The 17,526-nt window shown below is 42.7% G+C and carries 19 protein-coding genes, 1 tRNA gene and 1 other annotated feature; of the genes, 4 read left to right on the forward strand and 16 right to left on the reverse strand.

What is annotated here, in order from left to right; translation table 11 throughout:
* Window positions 1–3: 3 nt before the first annotated feature.
* The 10 genes from sufC to GVJ38_RS00215 all read right to left on the reverse strand — a co-directional run bounded on the left by sufC (window position 4) and on the right by GVJ38_RS00215 (window position 7,483).
* Window positions 4–774 carry a Fe-S cluster assembly ATPase SufC gene (gene sufC, locus GVJ38_RS00170; protein ID WP_159721146.1) on the reverse strand — a complete coding sequence of 257 codons (771 nt, stop codon included), beginning with the start codon at window positions 772–774 and terminating at the stop codon, window positions 4–6.
* A 185-nt stretch (window positions 775–959) separates the two neighbouring features.
* Entirely contained in the window at window positions 960–1,811 is an 852-nt protein-coding gene (locus tag GVJ38_RS00175) for a MetQ/NlpA family ABC transporter substrate-binding protein (protein WP_159721147.1), read from the reverse strand.
* Window positions 1,812–1,835: 24 nt separating this feature from the next.
* Complete coding sequence (locus GVJ38_RS00180; protein WP_159721148.1) at window positions 1,836–2,522, reverse strand: methionine ABC transporter permease; 687 nt, start codon at window positions 2,520–2,522, stop codon at window positions 1,836–1,838.
* Window positions 2,512–3,549 (reverse strand): methionine ABC transporter ATP-binding protein, encoded by a 1,038-nt coding sequence (locus GVJ38_RS00185; RefSeq protein WP_159721149.1) that lies wholly within the window; start codon window positions 3,547–3,549, stop codon window positions 2,512–2,514. The genes GVJ38_RS00180 and GVJ38_RS00185 overlap by 11 nt, the downstream gene beginning before the upstream one ends.
* A 110-nt stretch (window positions 3,550–3,659) precedes the next feature.
* Window positions 3,660–3,910, reverse strand: a binding site (T-box leader).
* Between the two features lie 58 nt (window positions 3,911–3,968).
* A complete protein-coding gene (locus GVJ38_RS00190) occupies window positions 3,969–4,295 on the reverse strand; it encodes a glycine cleavage system protein H (RefSeq protein WP_159721150.1) in 327 nt (108 codons plus the stop codon).
* On the reverse strand, window positions 4,296–4,649 hold the full coding sequence (locus GVJ38_RS00195; protein WP_159721151.1) for an arsenate reductase family protein: 354 nt from the start codon (window positions 4,647–4,649) through the stop codon (window positions 4,296–4,298).
* Window positions 4,642–5,838, reverse strand: coding sequence for an FtsW/RodA/SpoVE family cell cycle protein (locus GVJ38_RS00200; protein WP_159721152.1), 1,197 nt, complete (start codon window positions 5,836–5,838; stop codon window positions 4,642–4,644). The genes GVJ38_RS00195 and GVJ38_RS00200 overlap by 8 nt, the downstream gene beginning before the upstream one ends.
* 168 nt (window positions 5,839–6,006) lie before the next feature.
* Window positions 6,007–6,534, reverse strand: a complete 528-nt coding sequence (locus GVJ38_RS00205; protein WP_159721153.1) for a GNAT family N-acetyltransferase — start codon at window positions 6,532–6,534, stop codon at window positions 6,007–6,009.
* A gap of 1 nt (window position 6,535) precedes the next feature.
* Window positions 6,536–7,150 carry a DUF1361 domain-containing protein gene (locus tag GVJ38_RS00210; protein ID WP_159721154.1) on the reverse strand — a complete coding sequence of 205 codons (615 nt, stop codon included), beginning with the start codon at window positions 7,148–7,150 and terminating at the stop codon, window positions 6,536–6,538.
* A 260-nt stretch (window positions 7,151–7,410) separates the two neighbouring features.
* Window positions 7,411–7,483, reverse strand: a tRNA-Thr gene (locus GVJ38_RS00215).
* A gap of 143 nt (window positions 7,484–7,626) precedes the next feature.
* Here GVJ38_RS00215 and GVJ38_RS00220 point away from each other — a divergent pair.
* Window positions 7,627–7,866: a hypothetical protein gene (locus tag GVJ38_RS00220; protein ID WP_159721155.1), complete on the forward strand. Its 240-nt coding sequence runs from the start codon at window positions 7,627–7,629 to the stop codon at window positions 7,864–7,866.
* A 142-nt stretch (window positions 7,867–8,008) separates the two neighbouring features.
* Here the strand turns inward: GVJ38_RS00220 and upp are convergent, their stop codons facing one another.
* The 6 genes from upp to GVJ38_RS00250 all read right to left on the reverse strand — a co-directional run bounded on the left by upp (window position 8,009) and on the right by GVJ38_RS00250 (window position 13,735).
* Window positions 8,009–8,638, reverse strand: coding sequence for a uracil phosphoribosyltransferase (upp, locus tag GVJ38_RS00225; RefSeq protein WP_159721156.1), 630 nt, complete (start codon window positions 8,636–8,638; stop codon window positions 8,009–8,011).
* Between the two features lie 64 nt (window positions 8,639–8,702).
* Window positions 8,703–9,935 (reverse strand): serine hydroxymethyltransferase, encoded by a 1,233-nt coding sequence (gene glyA, locus GVJ38_RS00230; protein WP_159721157.1) that lies wholly within the window; start codon window positions 9,933–9,935, stop codon window positions 8,703–8,705.
* Window positions 9,936–9,964: 29 nt separating this feature from the next.
* Window positions 9,965–10,987, reverse strand: a complete 1,023-nt coding sequence (locus tag GVJ38_RS00235) for an L-threonylcarbamoyladenylate synthase (RefSeq protein ID WP_159721158.1) — start codon at window positions 10,985–10,987, stop codon at window positions 9,965–9,967.
* 194 nt (window positions 10,988–11,181) lie between these two features.
* Entirely contained in the window at window positions 11,182–12,015 is an 834-nt protein-coding gene (gene prmC, locus GVJ38_RS00240; RefSeq protein ID WP_159721159.1) for a peptide chain release factor N(5)-glutamine methyltransferase, read from the reverse strand.
* Window positions 12,008–13,081 carry a peptide chain release factor 1 gene (gene prfA, locus GVJ38_RS00245; RefSeq protein ID WP_159721160.1) on the reverse strand — a complete coding sequence of 358 codons (1,074 nt, stop codon included), beginning with the start codon at window positions 13,079–13,081 and terminating at the stop codon, window positions 12,008–12,010. The genes prmC and prfA overlap by 8 nt, the downstream gene beginning before the upstream one ends.
* Before the next feature lie 57 nt (window positions 13,082–13,138).
* On the reverse strand, window positions 13,139–13,735 hold the full coding sequence (locus GVJ38_RS00250; RefSeq protein ID WP_159721161.1) for a thymidine kinase: 597 nt from the start codon (window positions 13,733–13,735) through the stop codon (window positions 13,139–13,141).
* 216 nt (window positions 13,736–13,951) lie between these two features.
* Between GVJ38_RS00250 and GVJ38_RS00255 the strand changes: the two genes are divergently transcribed.
* From GVJ38_RS00255 to GVJ38_RS00265, 3 genes are all read left to right on the forward strand, one after another.
* Window positions 13,952–15,349, forward strand: a complete 1,398-nt coding sequence (locus GVJ38_RS00255) for a TrkH family potassium uptake protein (protein ID WP_159721162.1) — start codon at window positions 13,952–13,954, stop codon at window positions 15,347–15,349.
* An 89-nt stretch (window positions 15,350–15,438) separates the two neighbouring features.
* Window positions 15,439–16,791, forward strand: coding sequence for a Mur ligase family protein (locus GVJ38_RS00260; RefSeq protein ID WP_159721163.1), 1,353 nt, complete (start codon window positions 15,439–15,441; stop codon window positions 16,789–16,791).
* The gene (locus GVJ38_RS00265; RefSeq protein ID WP_159721369.1) at window positions 16,784–17,479 is read left to right on the forward strand and encodes a type 1 glutamine amidotransferase; all 696 of its coding nucleotides are present in this window, start codon (window positions 16,784–16,786) and stop codon (window positions 17,477–17,479) included. Before GVJ38_RS00260 ends, GVJ38_RS00265 begins: the two co-directional genes overlap by 8 nt.
* Window positions 17,480–17,526: the final 47 nt, after the last annotated feature.

The following is a 17,526-nucleotide window of genomic DNA, read 5'->3' on the forward strand; positions in this document are numbered from 1 at the left end:
CTCCTAAACTTCTTCTTTATAGTCGATACCAAGTTCTTCGCTGATGCCAGCATAGCCTTCTGCTTCCAAGCGTTTCGCTAAATCAGCATCTCCTGTCAAGACGATCTTGCCATCCATCATGATATGAACGACATCCGGCACGATATAATTTAACAAACGTTGGTAGTGAGTGATGATCATCGCCCCAAAATTTTCGCCCCGCATCGCATTGATCCCTTTTGCTACGACTTTCAGCGCATCGATATCAAGACCGGAATCGATCTCGTCTAAGATCGCAAAACTTGGTTCGATCATCAACAGTTGCAAGATTTCATTGCGTTTTTTCTCGCCACCGGAAAAGCCTTCATTCAAATAACGTTCAGCCATTTCTTCTGGCATGTTTAACAATTCCATCTTTTTATCTAGTTTTTTCAAAAATTGCATGACGGATAATTTATCGTCTTCACTGCGGCGCGCATTGATTGCAGCCCGCATAAATTCAGCGTTGGTGATGCCGGGAATTTCACTTGGGTATTGCATCGCTAAAAATAGACCTAGCCGTGCCCGTTCGTCGACTTCCAAATCTAAAATGTTTTTTCCGTCAAAGGTGATCTCACCTTGTGTGATTTCATAATTGGGATTTCCCATGATCGCGGCCGATAAAGTTGATTTCCCAGTTCCATTTGGCCCCATGATGGCGTGGATCTCGCCGGTCTTCATTTTTAAGTTGACGCCTTTTAAAATTTCTTTATCTTCAATGGCTACATGTAGGTCTTTGACTTCTAATACTGACATGAAATTCCCTCCAAAAAAATAATTTTCTGTTCTCACATATTTTAGACTAATTGAGAATGATAAGCAAACGGATTCACTAAATTTCTTACATAAAAGTAACATTTATTTAGAATAATTACAATCTTATCAACAGCAAAAAAATACCTGAAACTTTTTGAACAGTTTCAGGTATTTTTGTTAGTTCATTATTTAGCGTCTGCTGCAACTGGTTTAACCGAGCCGTCCCATTTTTTCAAGATCCAGTCTTGCACATCTTTTTCGTGTAAGACTTTGATCAATTTTTTAATGCGAGGATCGTTTTTATCTTCCGTCCGAACGGCTACGATGTTGGCATATGGTGAATTATCTTTTTCTAACAATAAAGCATCTTTAGTTGGATTCAAGCCTTCACCGTAAGCAAAGTTTGCATTGATCGCTACCAGATCGCCTTCATCATTTTTATAAGCAGTTGCTAACATTGCAGGATCGATATCGTGTTTGAATTTCAAGTTTTTCGGATTTTCTGAAATGTCATCAAATGTAGCAGTTTCGATATCCACGCCATCTTTAACTTTTACTAATCCAGCATCTTTTAAGATCGTAATGATTCGACCCCAGTCAGATTCAGAATTTGACGTGATGATCGTTGAACCATCTTTTAAATCTTTGATATTTTTGATTTTTTTAGAGTACAAGCCCATCGGTTCGATGTGAACGGCGCCTGCATTGGTGAATTTGTAATTATTTTCTTTGACGGCTTTATCAAAAAATGGAATGTGTTGGAAATAATTGGCATCGACATCTTTTGAAGCGAGTGATTTATTCGGTAGCACATAATCATCCATCTTCACGATCTCAAGGTTGACACCTTCTTTTTTCAATAATGGTTTCACATGTTCCAAAATTTCCGCATGCGGAGTAGGTGAAGCCGCGACTTTCAATGTCTCGCTTTTCGAACTGGAAGAAGAACTGCTGCTCCCTTTATCACTTGAACCACACGCTGACAAACCAACTGCTAAAAATGCGACGGCTGCTAATCCTAAAATTTTCTTTTTCATACTTACTTTCCTCCCAAACTATTTTTATCTTTTATCGGTTCTCTTCGTCAAGAAATCCCCGATCCCTTGCACGATGAAAACAATGATCAATATGATGATCGTGGCTACTAACGTTACCGTATAGTTGCCCCGTTGATACCCTTCTTGCCAAGCTAATGCCCCAAGTCCGCCAGCACCGATCGCCCCAGCCATTGCGGTAAAACCGATCATCGAAACACTGGTTACCGTAAGGCCTGAGATCAAAGCCGGTAAACTTTCTGGCACTAACACTTTGTAGATCACTTGCCAATAGCTAGCGCCCATCGCATCGGCCGCTTCTAAAACACCGCTATCGACTTCGCGAAACGCGATCTCGACCATCCGAGCGTAAAACGGTGCCGCTGATAAGACGAGTGCAGGTACGGCGGCTTTTGCTCCTAACATCGTACCAACTAAAGTTTTCGTAAAGGGAATGATCAGCACCATCAAAATCATGAATGGCGTCGAACGAAAAATATTGCTGATGACTGAAACAATCCCATACAAGATACTGCGAGCTCCTGAGTGGTTGCGACTTAATGAATAAAGTGCTAAGCCTAACACGAGTCCAATCACAAAAACTAAAACCATCGAGACAAGCGTCATGAACAACGTATCATTGATTGCTTGTTTCAATGTCGTCGGATCGACTTGCGAAAAATTGAAATACGTATCACGAATACTATTTTCCACGATGCAACACCTCCACTCCGACTTCTTGGGTTTTGAAAAATTCGATCGCTTGGTCGACTGCAGCTTTTTCCCCGATCAATTGGATCGTCAATGTCCCGATCGAATTACCCCCGGCACGTTGCATGTTGCCGTACACAACACTGATATCGACATCAAATTTTCGGATCGCTTGTGAGATCACTGGCTCACCTGCATTTACTTTTAAGAAATTCAGCGTTACTAGATCGCCATTAGGATTTTCTTTGACAAACTCCGCTAAAAGATCTGCAGCGTTTTGTTTTGGCTCTAGATCCTGTTGAACGAAAATTTTCGTAACTTCTTGTTGCGGGTTACGGAAGACTTCACTTACTAGGCCTTCTTCTACGATCTTGCCAGTCTCCATCACCGCGACTTTGTTACAGATCTTACGGATGACATTCATCTCGTGGGTGATGAGGACGATCGTCAAGCCTAGCTTTTGATTGATATCAGCCAACAGCTCCAACACTTCTTCTGTTGTTTGCGGATCTAACGCACTCGTTGCTTCATCACACAATAAAATATCTGGATCATTAGCTAAGGCGCGAGCGATCCCGACTCGTTGCTTTTGTCCGCCTGACAACTGGTTAGGGTACGCATCGCCGCGACCATCCAACCCAACTAACTTTAATAATTGCGTGGCTTTTTCACGGCGTTTATTTTTTTCCACTCCAGCCAATTCTAATGGTAGCTCAATATTTTCTACTACGGTGCGGGACCATAATAAATTAAAATGTTGGAAGATCATCCCGACTTTTTTCCGAAAATCACGTAGCTGTTTGCCAGCTAATTTTGTTACGTCTTGACCTTTAATATCGATCACGCCACTTGTGGGTGTCTCTAGGCCATTCAACAAGCGGACTAACGTACTTTTTCCCGCACCGGAATACCCGACGATTCCGTACACATCTTGTTTTTCCACCGTCAAATCAATTCCATTGACAGCGTGGATCGTCCCTTTTTTTCCGGGAAAAGCTTTTTCCACTTGGCGTAATTCAATGATTGCCATTTCACTCGCTCCTTTGATTCAGTTCGTAGTTCAGGCGCTTGCTTTTATCAGACTAAACTAACGATTAGCTGACAATAAAAAAACTTTCGCCTTAAACATACGATTCGTATATTTAGGACGAAAGTTTTGTCTTCCGTGTTACCACCTAGTTTTATCATTATCTCGCAACAATGACCTCTAGCAGTACGTGAGTGAACTCGAATACTGCGGTGCTGTAACGGGCACGCCCGTAGCTGACTTACCAACGCTCGTCAACTCTGCTCAAAGACCATCTTCCATCTCATCGTTGTTACTCCTTCTCAGCTTGCCGGAGCTCTCTTCAAACAGTGATCAAATGTACTCTTCTTTTCTCTGCTTTTTAGTATGACAGAATTATAGCAACGACGGTCGAACCTGTCAAATCTTTTTTGGAAATTTTCTTACAATTTTTCAAACTCAGCGTTGGAAACATCTGTCAAAGCAACGATCCAGCTAATTTTTGGATCTTCTGCGTTCAAAACTTTCGGATCTGTGATCGCCGCATTATTCACGGACGCAACTTTTCCACTGATCGGGCTTTTGAATTCACTGACTGCTTTTTCCGCTTCCACTTCAACGAGCGGCTGGCCTGCTGTAATCGTATCATCAACTTTTGGCAACGAAACAAAATTGACTTCTCCTAGCTCTTCTTGTTTGGCTTTTGTCAAACCAAGTACGATTTGTTCACCAGCTTGTTCAAGCCATAGTCCATCTTTTTCTTTTTTCATTTAAAGCACCTCTTCATATTTTTCTGCTTTGAACCCATTGATTAAAAAATGATCATCTCTTGTTAAGATCGGGCGCTTCACGAGCATCCCATCACTTGCTAAGACCCGAGCAGCTTCTGAGATCGTAAACTGATCGACTTGCTCTTTTAAGTCTTGCTCACGGTATTTGATCCCACTCGTGTTAAAAAACCGTTTTAATGGCAAGCCACTTTCCGTCAACCATTGTTCAAACAGAGCCGCATCTGGCGTGTCTTTGATCAAATCGATCGTCTTAACTTTAATTTGTTGTTCATCAAGCCAAGCCTTGGCCTTTTTACAACTAGTTCAACGAGGATACCAATATAATTTATACATAACGATCACTCCTGCTAGTCGGTTTATGTTTCGCACTTTGGTAACTCATGGATAAAATCAGCCCGATCCCGATCATATTACCGACGATCGAGGACCCGCCTTGACTCACAAAAGGTAACGGGATTCCGGTCAGCGGCAAAAGACCGATATTGGCACCAATATTTTCTAACACGTGGAACAACAGCATCATAATGATCCCAGTTGCAATGTACGCATAAAATTCATTATTCATGGCAAAGCAGACTTTGATCATACGATAGATCAAAAGCAAATAGATCAAAATCAAAAATGCGCCACCGAGAAAACCAAAATTTTCGCCGACTACACTAAAGATCATATCGGATTCACGCACCGGCACGTAGACGTGACTGACGTTATAACCAGTCCCGGTCACACCGCCTGAACCGATCGCCATCAATGCATGGGCTAATTGAAAACTTTTGCCTTGCGGATCGTGGAATGGATCGAGCCATGAATCGATTCGTGAAAACTGGTAACTTTTAAAGCCAACATGGGATAAAATATTGCGGCCAAAGTCGGTGGTGACTAAAAATAAAACACCGCCACCAAAGACGACTGCAAAAGCGATCACCGGAATCACGATGCGCCATGAGATCCCAGAGATCAAAAACAAGCCGCCAAAGATTGCTAAGAACACGAGCATCGTCCCAAAGTCATCTTGGGCCATCACTAACAGCAACACTGGCAATGTCGTTAAGACCATCTTGCCAATCAAACGAAAATCGGTTTTGATCGTCCGCACTTTGTAGGCGACATTGTGATTGGTGATCACCATCGCCATCATCAAGATGTAGGCGATCTTCATCAGTTCTGACGGCTGGAAGGTCAGCGAGCCGATCTTAAACCAGTTTTTTGAACCGGTCGAAGCAGCTAGTTGCGGATCATAAAATTTTAATAGCGCCAGCATCACAAGCAAACCGATCACATATAAAACTGGTGTCAGCCGCCACAACATCTTCGCATCTAAATGAATCACGACCACCACCGCCACCGTTCCGACGATATACCACAAACTTTGCATGATAATCGCACGAGTCACATTTGGATCACGCGGATCATGACTCAACGCCACATACAGTGACAATAGCCCGATCAGACACAGCAAAAAAACAGGTAAAATAATACCATAATCGATCCGGTTATCATTTTTTTCTTTTAATTTTTTCATCTCTCATCTCTCTTCCAACAGTAAGCCGTGCTTTTTAACGTATCATCAGCAAACTCGTCAACGAGCTATTTAAAAGCTGGACCAACGAATCAGCTGTCCCGTTCAAAAATAATTATAAGCACTTTTGACCTTGAAAACCAAGCAGAAGCCTGCTGATTTGAAAAAAATTTAGTCTTCGGAAAAAACAGCCGGATAATAAACTTTGCCTGCGCAATCCGCTAATTTAGCTCGGCCGAGTTCTTTGACTAAATAATTTTCAGCTGGGACTTCCAATGCGGGCGTGATCTCAAACTCACTAGCTGGTCGATAGCCTAACTGACGATAGTAAGCCGGATCGCCTAAAATAAAAATCGCGGGGTATCCTGCTCCCATGGCTCGTTTTTCTAAAAATGCGACCAAGTCTCGACCGATCCCTTTATTTTGTTGCAACGGCTGCACTGCAAGCGGTGCTAAGCCTAACACTTTTTTTTCTTCAAACGGCGTCTTCAAAGATAGCTCACTTAACAAACCGTATCCTTTGATCTCTCCATCTTCTTCAGCCACCACTTCAAACTCAACTAAGTAGCTAGACTGTTGACGCAACTTTTCTACTAAGGCAGCTTCGGTCTGATCACTATGGGGCTCAGCTAAAAAAGCTGCTTGGATCAAATCACGCACAGCTTTATAATCTTGCGGTGTGATTGAACGAAATTCCATACTACACCTCTCCTTCAAACTCCAAAATTTTCCAAATGGACAACTGCAAACCAGTAAACAAGCCAACAAATAGCAACTTAGCTTGAGACCAATTACCTAGCAGCAGCCGCAACGTATGAATCGGTCGCAACACCAATTCGATCGAATGGATCCGATCAAAACGGCCGATAAAAATCGCCAGTGAAGATAAAACAGCAATCACTATCAATAATAGCCATTTTTGCCAAAGTTTGTCCACTTTAAATCGCGAAATAATCATGAAAACTTGTTTCATCCCCAATCCGACTAAACAAACGATTGGGACGATCAATAGCGCAAAAAAACTCCATTGAATCGGCTGCAATTCAAAATGGCCGCCGGGACGATACAACGTTAAAATTTTCAAGTGGATCGCGTCCGTCAAAAGATAAGGGATATTCGGAAAAAAGAGCAGCCACACCGCAGCACAAAAAAATTTTACAGCCGGTCGCTTCGCCTGCTGTAAAAAATGCCCTGCTTCCAGTGGCAACCAAGCTAAAAAAACATTCAAACTCATAAATGAAAAAGGTGTTTTAAGCACGAGCATCAACAGACAATAGCTAAATAAGATCAGTCGTAACTGATTAATTTTTTTCATTGAACGTTCCTTTCGATCATTAAAATGATTTGGCACAAGAAAAGCTGAACGAACGCGCTCAGTTCGCAAGAAATAAGGTGGAGAAACAAGGCGTTTTTTGCCGTGAGTCTTCACCTTATTTCCGACAAGAGCTAGTTCGTGAGGCGAGACATTTTCTAGACTTGGGATTATAAGAGTTCCACTGGTGAAAACTTTATGATTCCTTAGTCTACAAAAAAAGCGACAAACCTAAAAGCAAAGAGGTTTGTCGCTTATCACGATGCCAGCTGCAGGATTCGAACCTGTGACCTACGCGTTACGAGTGCGTTGCTCTACCAACTGAGCTAAGCTGGCTTAACTAACAAAAAGAATTATAAGAAACTTTTAGGGAAAAGTAAAGCCTTTTGCTGATAAAATTTTAAATCAAAACGATTACATGAAAATTTTCTAAAAATGTGGTATAATGGATAGTGTGAGATTAAAGGAGGAGTTTATTCATGGCAACATTTGGCAGAATCGATACACATATTGACCCTTCAGAAGCTGGAAAAGGTTTTCCCGTTCAGACACACGTGATGTTTACAATTTATGGCGAACCACAAACTGGCACGATCACAAAACAATTGCGTAACTCGGCAGTCGTTGAGATTGATGAGAAGACCGACAACGAAGAGTTGATCAACCAATCAAACGGTGTCGTCGTCATTAACTATAAACAATTGAAAAAAGCAGAATAGCCCTCAAGTAAACTTGCCCTACTTTAAAGCAAGCGAGACTAAAAAATTCAGCTCCAGCCGTTTTCGGCTGGAGCATTTTTTTGGCTCAAAATCATTGCAAGTCGTTACTCGATGACTTTTTTCACTAGACTTGCTGCAAAAACTATTTTGTCCCGAATAAACGGTCGCCCGCATCACCTAGACCAGGCACGATATAACCTTGTTCATTCAAGTGATCATCTAGTGACGCCGTATAAATATCGACATCTGGGTGAGCTTCTTGTAATGCTTTAACGCCTTCTGGTGCTGCCACTAGACAAACAAATTTGATGTTAGAAGCCCCGCGTTTTTTCAATGAATCGATCGCCATGATGGCAGACCCGCCTGTCGCAAGCATTGGATCGACGACAAAAATCTGACGGCTATCGATATCTTCTGGCATTTTAAAGAAATATTCATGTGCTTTCAATGTCTCTTCATCGCGATACAAACCGACGTGGCCGACTTTAGCTGCTGGGATCAAATGTAAAATTCCATCCACCATCCCGAGGCCTGCTCGTAAGATCGGCACGATCGCCACTTTTTTTCCAGACAACGTTTTTTGCGTCGTCTTGGCAACGGGCGTTTCGATTTCAGTGTCTTCCAGCGGCATATCGCGGGAAACTTCATACGCCATTAAATTCGCGATCTCATTGACGACTTCGCGAAAAACTTTTGTCCCGGTCTCTTTGCTTCGGATCATTGTTAATTTGTGTTGGATCAGTGGATGATCGATTACTTGAAACTTACCCATGATAAAATTGCCCCTTTTTCGTATTTTATTTGATTATAAGTCATATCAGATGAGAAAACTAGCGTTAACGATCAATCGGATGTGCACTAGTCAGCTCGGCAACTTGGCCTTTGACTGTTGCTAGCGTTTTTGCATCACTGGAAGCACCGAGGACCTCCACGATCAATTCGGCAACTTTTTTAGCGTCAGCAGTCGTAAACCCACGACTGGTGATGGCAGCTGTTCCGATTCGAATGCCACTTGTTTCACTAGGCTTTTTCGTTTCAAACGGGATCGAGTTTTTATTAACAGTAATGTTGACGGTGTCCAATATACGTTCCGCCTCTTTTCCTGACAAATCAAAACCAGTCACATCTAATAGCGCCAAGTGATTATCGCTGCCGCCGGAAACAACGCGCAGTTCGGGAGTTTTAGTAAACACCTCTACCATCGCTTGCATATTTGTTAAAACTTGCTGACTGTATTGGGTAAATTCTGGCGCAGCAGCTTCTTGGAACGCAACCGCTTTAGCCGCGATCACATGCTCGAGCGGTCCGCCTTGGATCCCGGGAAAAACATTGCTGTTGATTTTTTTGGCCAACGTTTCATCATTAGTCAAGATCAATCCGCCTCGTGGGCCTCGCAATGTTTTATGGGTCGTTGAAGTCACGATGTCAGCGTAGGCTACAGGATTAGGATGCAACCCGCTGGCTACTAATCCTGCGATGTGCGCCATGTCCACCATCAAACGCGCATCAATCTCATCGGCGATCGCGCGAAATTTTTCAAACTCGATCACGCGACTATAAGCACTGGCTCCGGCTACGATCAATTTTGGACGATACTTGTGGGCTAATGCACGCACCGCTTCGTAATCGATCAGCTCCGTTTTTTCATCGACTCCATAGCTGACAAAGTGATAGGTCTTTCCGCTAAAATTTACTTTGGCGCCATGGGTCAAGTGGCCTCCCGCTGCTAGATCCATTCCTAAGACGACATCGCCTGGTTCGATCAATGACAGATAAGCCGCTTGATTAGCTTGCGAACCTGAATGGGGTTGGACATTTGCAAACTGGGCGCCAAACAATGCTTTTACGCGTTCGATCGCTAAATTTTCAATGACGTCGATAAACTCACAGCCGCCATAATACCGACGACCTGGATAGCCTTCCGCGTATTTATTCGTCAAGATACTGCCTTGTGCGTCACGAACTGCTTGCGAAACGATATTTTCAGAAGCGATCAATTCTAAATTATTTTCTTGACGCTTTTGTTCGGCTGCAATCGCTTGGGCTAATTCTGTATCTATTTCTTTCATGCTATCACACCTTTCATTTATGCTTTTGTTTACGTATTCGATGTAAAATAATTTTGAGCCGCAGCTTTTTTTAAGCGATTCATATAAGCCGCGCCTAATTCATCTGCTGGGAAAGTCTGGGCCAAAATGACAGCAACCGCTTTTTTTTCGTCTAGCTCGCGTAAGCCATCAAACAAACCGTGCGTCGCTGCTTCGATGGAATCATTTTGATACTTATAGATAGCAGCAGCTTGAGTTTGATATTTTTCAATGATCGTCGGTCCCGCTAAAAGGGCAAATTTTTTATTTTCTTGTTGTGCCCACGCGATCGCGCGCGACCAATCAGCTGGCTTCACCATCAAAACCGGTGTATCCGGTGAGTAATGTTTATATTTCATGCCAGGAGCTTTCGGCGTTTCACTTTCTTTTACTAAATGACGATCTAATTCCACCGGCACGCCTAAGACTGTCTGCAAGTCGTTTTGCGTCACTGCTCCTGGTCGTAAAATCGTAGGGACTTCCCCGCTTAAATCAAGCACCGTCGATTCCACCCCGATCTTAGTCGCACCATCGTCGACAATTCCGGCGATCTTTCCGTTAAAGTCATGGGCCACATGTTTAGCTAAAGTCGGACTTGGTTTACCCGATGTATTCGCACTGGGTCCCACTAACGGATCACCCGTCAACTCGATCAATTTCAAAGTTATTTTATTATCTGGCATTCGAAAAGCAGCTGTGGATAATCCCCCAGTTACAATTGGATCTAAACTATTTTTTTTGATCGGAAAAATCAAAGTCAGTGGACCTGGCCAGAAATTTTTAATTATTTTTTCAGTTAACGGATGAAACTTATCCACATAATCTTTCACCATTTCAAAATTAGCGACATGGACGATCAACGGGTTGTCACTGGGCCGCCCTTTGACCGCAAAAACCTGCTTGACAGACGCTGGTAAAAGTGCATCAGCACCGAGTCCATAGACGGTCTCTGTCGGAAAAGCAATCAGTTCACCTTGGCGTAATAATGTAGCGGCTGCTTTTAAATCATTCGCTTCAAATCGTTTTGTTTCCACAGCTTTTCCACAACTCCTTTTTTTAAAAATCTTGCTCTTAATTCTTTTCAGACTGATTTTTCCACGTCCAGTGGAAAAATCATTTGTCAAGTGTGTATAACCTTGTTGATAACTAATTCAGTCGTTCCACACCTTGTTCCAACACTGTTTTTTTATTTCTCATCGGTCTTAAAAAAATTTTTGTCCACAACGAGTCAATCAAACACTCGCACCATTCGATCATTCCCTAGCAAGTCTTTTTTGACGCACACTTTTTTTTGCGGAAAGGCGGTTTGAAAAATTTCTTTGACTGCCGGACCTTGCTGAAAACCGATCTCTAAAAAGATCTGCCCCGCTGGTTTCAGACAGTTTTGACTTTGTAGTGCGATTTGTTGATAGATTGCGAGTCCATTATTTTCCGCAAACAAGGCGGTCTTCGGTTCAAATTCGCGAACACTTTGATCAATCAATGCCCATTCGCTTGAACTGATGTAAGGCGGGTTACTGATGATCACATCTTGTGGCTGCTTGACTTGACGTAACACATCGCTGGTGACAAACTCGACTTCCGCCTTTAAATGACGCGCGTTTTCACGAGCGACTGCTAAAGCCGCAGTTGAAATATCAACTGCTGTCACTTGCCAAGTCGGTCGTTCCAATTTTAAGCTGATTGCGATCGCGCCGCTTCCAGTCCCGATGTCAGTTACCGCTAACGCTTCTCGCGGTTCACTTTTCAAACACCAGTCGACTAACTCTTCCGTTTCCGGTCGCGGGATTAGGGTTGCTTTTGTTACTTGAAAGCGACGGCCGTAAAATTCTTCATAGCCAGTCAAATATTGCGGTGGGATATTTTGCAGCAACGCTTTTACATCCCGTGCGATCTGTGCTTCATCTTCTGGTGAGATCACCTCGCGCAAATGCAACAATAGGTCCGTCTTGCTCCACTGCTTACGCGCGCGAAAAACATATTCAATCGCATGCTCATCTTTGCCTTGCGCTTTTAAAAAAGTAGAAGCCCGCGTAAGGACTTCTACATAAGTGTTACCCATTTTGCATTTCTTCCAATTTCTGGGTTTGATCGTATAAGACAAGCGCATCGATGATCTCGTCTAACTTACCATTTAAGATTTGATCTAATTTTTGGATCGTGAGACCAATCCGATGATCCGTCACCCGATTTTGCGGGAAGTTATACGTACGGATACGTTCCGAACGATCTCCTGTGCCCACTGCTGACTTCCGACTAGCATCGTATTCACTTTGAGCTTCTTGTGAGATTTTGTCATAGACCCGAGCGCGTAAAATTTTCATCGCTTTCTCGCGGTTTTTGATTTGAGAACGTTCATCTTGCATCGCGACTACAATCCCGGTTGGAATATGCGTCAAGCGAACCGCAGAAGCTGTTTTATTGACGTGCTGACCACCAGCACCAGATGCGTGGTAAATATCTGTTCGAATATCTTTATCAGCGATATCGATCTCGACTTCTTCGGCTTCTGGCATCACGACGACCGTAGCAGTAGAGGTGTGGATGCGGCCTTGTGATTCCGTCGAAGGAACCCGTTGAACACGATGTGCGCCACTTTCGTATTTCAATTTAGAATACACATTGTCCCCAGTGATCATCATAATGACTTCTTTGTAGCCACCGATCCCCGTAACATTGGCGTCCATGACTTCGACTCGCCAGCCTTGTGCTTCCGCATATTTTTGATACATGTTGAACAAGTCACCGGCAAACAGTGCCGCTTCATCCCCACCAGCGGCTCCGCGGATCTCCATGATAATATTTTTATCATCATTAGGATCTTTTGGTAATAATAAGATCTTGATCTCATCTTCTAAGGCTTCTTTTTCTTTTTTTAAGTCGCTTAATTCTTCTTTTGCCATCTCGGCTAACTCGGGCTCTAAATTTTCACCCAACAGTTCTTCGGCTTCTTTGATCCCTTGCACGACTTTTTTATAGCGGCGATAAGTCGCGACTGTTTCCCGCGTATTGGCTTCTTCTTTTGATAGTTCCATGAAGCGCTGCGTGTCGTTGATGACTTCTGGATCACTCAAAAGCTCGCCTAATTCTTCATAGCGATCTTCAATAGCTTGTAGTTGATCGTACATAAAATTAAAAATCCTCCTTCATTTAAAAGCTGCTCACTCATTCAAATCCCAGCTCAGCTAATGCTCGGACTGCAGATTGGTTTCGTTGATCTCAGGATGGAAATAATGTTTGCGGCAAACAGGATAATACGCTTCGTTTCCCCCGATCTGGACTTGATCGCCTTCATAGACCGGCCGACCATCGATATAATGCAAGTTCATCGTCGCTTTTTTGTGACAAAACCAACAGATCGTCTTTAGTTCTTCAATTTTATCCGCGTACAGCAATAAATACTTTGAGCCTTCAAACAATTCATTTCGAAAATCATTTTTCAACCCAAAAGCCATCACGGGAATATGTAACTCATCGACGACTCGCGCAAACTCCAGCACGTGTTTTTTTTGTAAAAACTGTGCCTCATCGACTAAAACACAATATGGAGTGTCTTTTAGCTGCGCAATCAAATCAAAGACATTCGTCTCTGCAAAAATCGGCGTTGCAGCACGTTTTAATCCAATCCGACTAGAGATCATCCCGACGCCGTCTCGCGTGTCTAATCCGCTCGTCATCAACACTACCGGTTTATTTTGTTCTTCATAATTATGGGCAACTTTCAAGATCTCAATCGTCTTGCCACTGTTCATTGCGCCATATTTAAAAAAAAGTTGGGCCATTTTTTCACCTTTTCCTTAGTTCCTCTCGTATTATAGCTGAATCTGCTTGATTTTTACAGTGATAATTTTTTCGGTCTCGCTAAAGTTGGAAAATTTTAAAAATCAAGCGCAAGTGCTGGAACCTGATTGAAAATTTTCTTTTTACGCCAGATGAAACGACCGTTTGTAAAAAGCAGTTATGCTATACTAGAAGTATCATGTATTGAGGAGTTTAGTATGAATTTTTCCCGCCGTTGGAATTTTTTGAAGCACGCACTCAAAAAGTTCGACAATCGTTTTTCTTCGATCCAAATCATCGTCTTTTATTATTTAGCGATGACCGTTTTAGCATTGCTACTTTTTTATTTGCCTTTTTTTCGTCAGCCAAATTCCCATGTGCCATTTGTCGACATGGTCTTCATGGCGATCTCCACGATTTCTGTGACCGGGCTGACTACGTTTAATATCAATTCAGTGTTTAATGATGCCGGCGTCGTGATGTTAGAACTTTTGTTTCACATCGGCGGCTTAGGGATCATGATGATCAGCACCTTTTTTTTCATCGTTTCCAAACGCCGCATCAGTTTGAAGCAACGCCAGCTGATCATGACTGATATGAATCAGCCGCGACTCAGCGGGATCGTGCGCTTGATCAAAATCACGTTCACTTTCATTTTAGTGATCGAATTTTTGTTTGGCGTGATCTTTGCCATTTATTTTTTAGTCAATGGCTATTACACTTCGATCAGTCGGGCATTGTTTTATGGTTTTTACCAAGCGATTTCTGCCGTCACTAACTCCGGTTTTGATGTAACTGGTGTCTCGATCATTCCGTTTTCTAAAGATAGTTTCTTCATTATAAATATCATGTTTTTGATTTTTCTTGGCGGCATCGGCTTCCCTGTTTTGATGGATGTCTATGGTTGGTTTCAAAATAAAAAAGCCCCAACGAAACTGCCTTATCGTTTCACTTTGTTTTCAAAGATCGCGCTGCTCGCGTTTATTATTTTATTTGTTGGCGGGACGATTTTGATTTGGCTGTTAGAACGCCACCACATTTTTAAAGACATGAACGGTTTTGATCAATGGCTGAACTCGGCTTTTTATTCTATGACTACTCGAAATGCCGGCTTACAGATCCACGACTTACGTAATTTTCAAAGCACCACGTTGATTATTTTTTCATTGTTGATGTTCATCGGCTGCTCGCCTAGTTCGGTCGGTGGCGGGATTCGAACAACGACGGTCGCCATCATCGGCTTGTACCTTTATTCATTTTTGAAAAATGAAAATGACATCAATATTTTCGGCCGCAAGATCCCGCAAGCTGACGTACGAAAGTCCGTGGTCGTATTTATGTTATCTGCTGGAATGTGTTTTTTCAGTATTTTATTTTTAACAGCAACCGAAAATCATTCTTTGATCGCGATCATCGTGGAAGTCACCTCAGCGTTTGGAACGACGGGCTTGTCTCTTGGCATCACCGCGGACCTTTCCGTAACAGGGAAGATCATGATTGCACTGTTGATGTTCATCGGTCGAATCGGTATGCTCTATACGCTGTCGCTTTTCGTACCAAAAGAAACCCGCGACTTAGGATATGAGTATCCCGAAGAAAAAATCATTATCGGGTAAAAGGTTAAGAAAAAGAAAACCTGCTCACTCTTTATTTTTAAATATGATAAAATGAATTAAATTTGTTTGTAGACATGGAGGAAAAATTGATGGGTTTACGCAGCCATCTAGCAATCACTGCTGGAAAGACCGCCCAATGGGTCTTAAAAACATTCTTCAAGGGAGGGTCTAGTTATCCAGGTCAATTAGCCTTGAAAATTGATCCCAAAATTTTAGATTCTTTAGCAAAAGATTACAAGGTGATCGTCGTCACTGGAACAAATGGAAAAACATTGACGACCGCTTTGACCGTAAATATTTTAAAACAAGAATTCGATCACGTCTTGACCAATCCGACTGGCGCCAATATGGCTCAAGGAATCGTTTCGACTTTCCTTCAAGGCGCTAAACACAAAGGAAAACAAAACTTTGCCGTCTTAGAGATTGACGAAGCAAGTCTTAGTAAAGTCACGGAATATATCAAACCAGAATTATTTTTATTCACGAATATTTTCCGCGACCAAATGGATCGTTACGGCGAGATTTACACTACGTATCGTTTGATCTTGGAAGGCGCCGCTAAATCTCCTGACGCGCCAATCATCGCAAACGGTGATTCACCGATTTTTAATTCAAAAGAAACGGTCAATCCGCGGAAATATTACGGCTTTGATCACTTGCCAGATAAAGAGCAACAAGCCCATTACAATACCGATGGCGTCTTGTGTCCGGTTTGCCAACACATTTTACATTATAAAATGATCACTTACGCCAACCTTGGCAAATATTATTGTCCTAACTGTGGTTTTTCCCGACCTGAACTGGATTACAAATTAACTAAAATGGTCGCAATGGACAACTTATCTTCTGAATTTGTCATTGACGACAATGAATATAAAATCGAAGTCGGCGGCATGTATAATGTTTATAACGCACTGGCGGCGACCGCTGTGGCAGAATATTACAACGTGACCCCCGAAAAGATCCGCAAAGGTCTCGGCTATGACGAAAAAGTTTTTGGCCGCCAAGAGACTTTTGAGATCGAAGGCAAAAAATGCACCCTCGTCTTAGTCAAAAATCCAGTCGGCTTGAACCAAGTCATCGATATGATCGGACTTGCGCCGTATCCATTTTCTTTAGTTTGTTTATTGAACGCTAACTACGCTGATGGAATCGATGTCAGCTGGATCTGGGATGGCAATCACGAAGCGTTTGCAGACATGGATATTCCAGCTGTGATCGCAGGCGGTGACCGTCACACGGATATGGCGTTACGCTTAAAAGTCGCCGGCATTCCTGAAGCAAACTTAACAGAAACGGAAAGTCTGACCGATGTGATCGAGCAAATCAAAACTTTGCCGACAGAACACGTTTATATTTTAGCGACTTACACTGCAGTCTTACAATTACGAAAAGAACTCGCCCAAAAAGGGTACATCGATGGAGGAATGGATCGTGGCTAAATACGAATTAAAACTAGCGCACCTTTACGGTAACTTGCTGAACACGTACGGCGACAACGGGAACTTATTGATGCTGAAATATTACGCTAATCAACTTGGCATCCAACTTGATTCTGAGATCGTCAGCATCCATGAAGACTTCGATCCAAAAAAATATGATCTCGTCTTCATCGGCGGCGGACAAGATTACGAACAAGTCATCGTTTCTGACGACATCCAAGCTAAAAAAGAAACCTTGACTGAATATATCGAAAACGGTGGCGCAATGCTTGCGATTTGTGGTGGCTATCAACTTTTGGGTCACTATTACATCGGAGCCGATGGTGAAAAAATCAACGGGATCGGCGCACTTGATCATTACACGTTGAGCCAAGATAACAATCGCTTCATCGGCGATATCGTAATCCGCAACGAAGAGTTTGATGAAACTTACTACGGCTTTGAAAACCATAACGGCCGAACTTTCTTAGGTGAAGGTGAACGCCCTCTTGGAAAAGTCGTCGAAGGACATGGCAACAACGGAGAAGATGAAGGCGAAGGCGTGATTTACAAAAACGTCTTTGGTTCTTACTTCCACGGACCGATCTTATCTCGCAACAAAGCACTAGCACTTCGCTTGCTATACACTGCCCTAAAAAATAAATACGGGGAAGACATTGAATTACCCAAATTACCTGAAAGTGCTTAAACGTAAAAAAACCGCTTGAAACGAAATCGTTTCAAGCGGCTCTTTTG

Source organism: Enterococcus sp. CSURQ0835, from assembly GCF_902706605.1.
Lineage (GTDB): Bacteria > Bacillota > Bacilli > Lactobacillales > Enterococcaceae > Enterococcus_A.

Coding starts and splice junctions, on each gene's coding strand:
- prfA (WP_159721160.1), bottom strand. CDS start 13,081: ATGTACGATCAACTACAAGCTATTGAAGATCGCTATGAAGAATTAGGC.
- GVJ38_RS00255 (WP_159721162.1), top strand. CDS start 13,952: ATGAATTTTTCCCGCCGTTGGAATTTTTTGAAGCACGCACTCAAAAAG.
- GVJ38_RS00205 (WP_159721153.1), bottom strand. CDS start 6,534: ATGGAATTTCGTTCAATCACACCGCAAGATTATAAAGCTGTGCGTGAT.
- sufC (WP_159721146.1), bottom strand. CDS start 774: ATGTCAGTATTAGAAGTCAAAGACCTACATGTAGCCATTGAAGATAAA.
- prmC (WP_159721159.1), bottom strand. CDS start 12,015: ATGGGTAACACTTATGTAGAAGTCCTTACGCGGGCTTCTACTTTTTTA.
- upp (WP_159721156.1), bottom strand. CDS start 8,638: ATGGGTAAGTTTCAAGTAATCGATCATCCACTGATCCAACACAAATTA.
- GVJ38_RS00190 (WP_159721150.1), bottom strand. CDS start 4,295: ATGAAAAAAGAAAAAGATGGACTATGGCTTGAACAAGCTGGTGAACAA.
- glyA (WP_159721157.1), bottom strand. CDS start 9,935: ATGAAAGAAATAGATACAGAATTAGCCCAAGCGATTGCAGCCGAACAA.
- GVJ38_RS00200 (WP_159721152.1), bottom strand. CDS start 5,838: ATGAAAAAATTAAAAGAAAAAAATGATAACCGGATCGATTATGGTATT.
- GVJ38_RS00185 (WP_159721149.1), bottom strand. CDS start 3,549: ATGGCAATCATTGAATTACGCCAAGTGGAAAAAGCTTTTCCCGGAAAA.
- GVJ38_RS00260 (WP_159721163.1), top strand. CDS start 15,439: ATGGGTTTACGCAGCCATCTAGCAATCACTGCTGGAAAGACCGCCCAA.
- GVJ38_RS00250 (WP_159721161.1), bottom strand. CDS start 13,735: ATGGCCCAACTTTTTTTTAAATATGGCGCAATGAACAGTGGCAAGACG.
- GVJ38_RS00220 (WP_159721155.1), top strand. CDS start 7,627: ATGGCAACATTTGGCAGAATCGATACACATATTGACCCTTCAGAAGCT.
- GVJ38_RS00175 (WP_159721147.1), bottom strand. CDS start 1,811: ATGAAAAAGAAAATTTTAGGATTAGCAGCCGTCGCATTTTTAGCAGTT.
- GVJ38_RS00210 (WP_159721154.1), bottom strand. CDS start 7,150: ATGAAAAAAATTAATCAGTTACGACTGATCTTATTTAGCTATTGTCTG.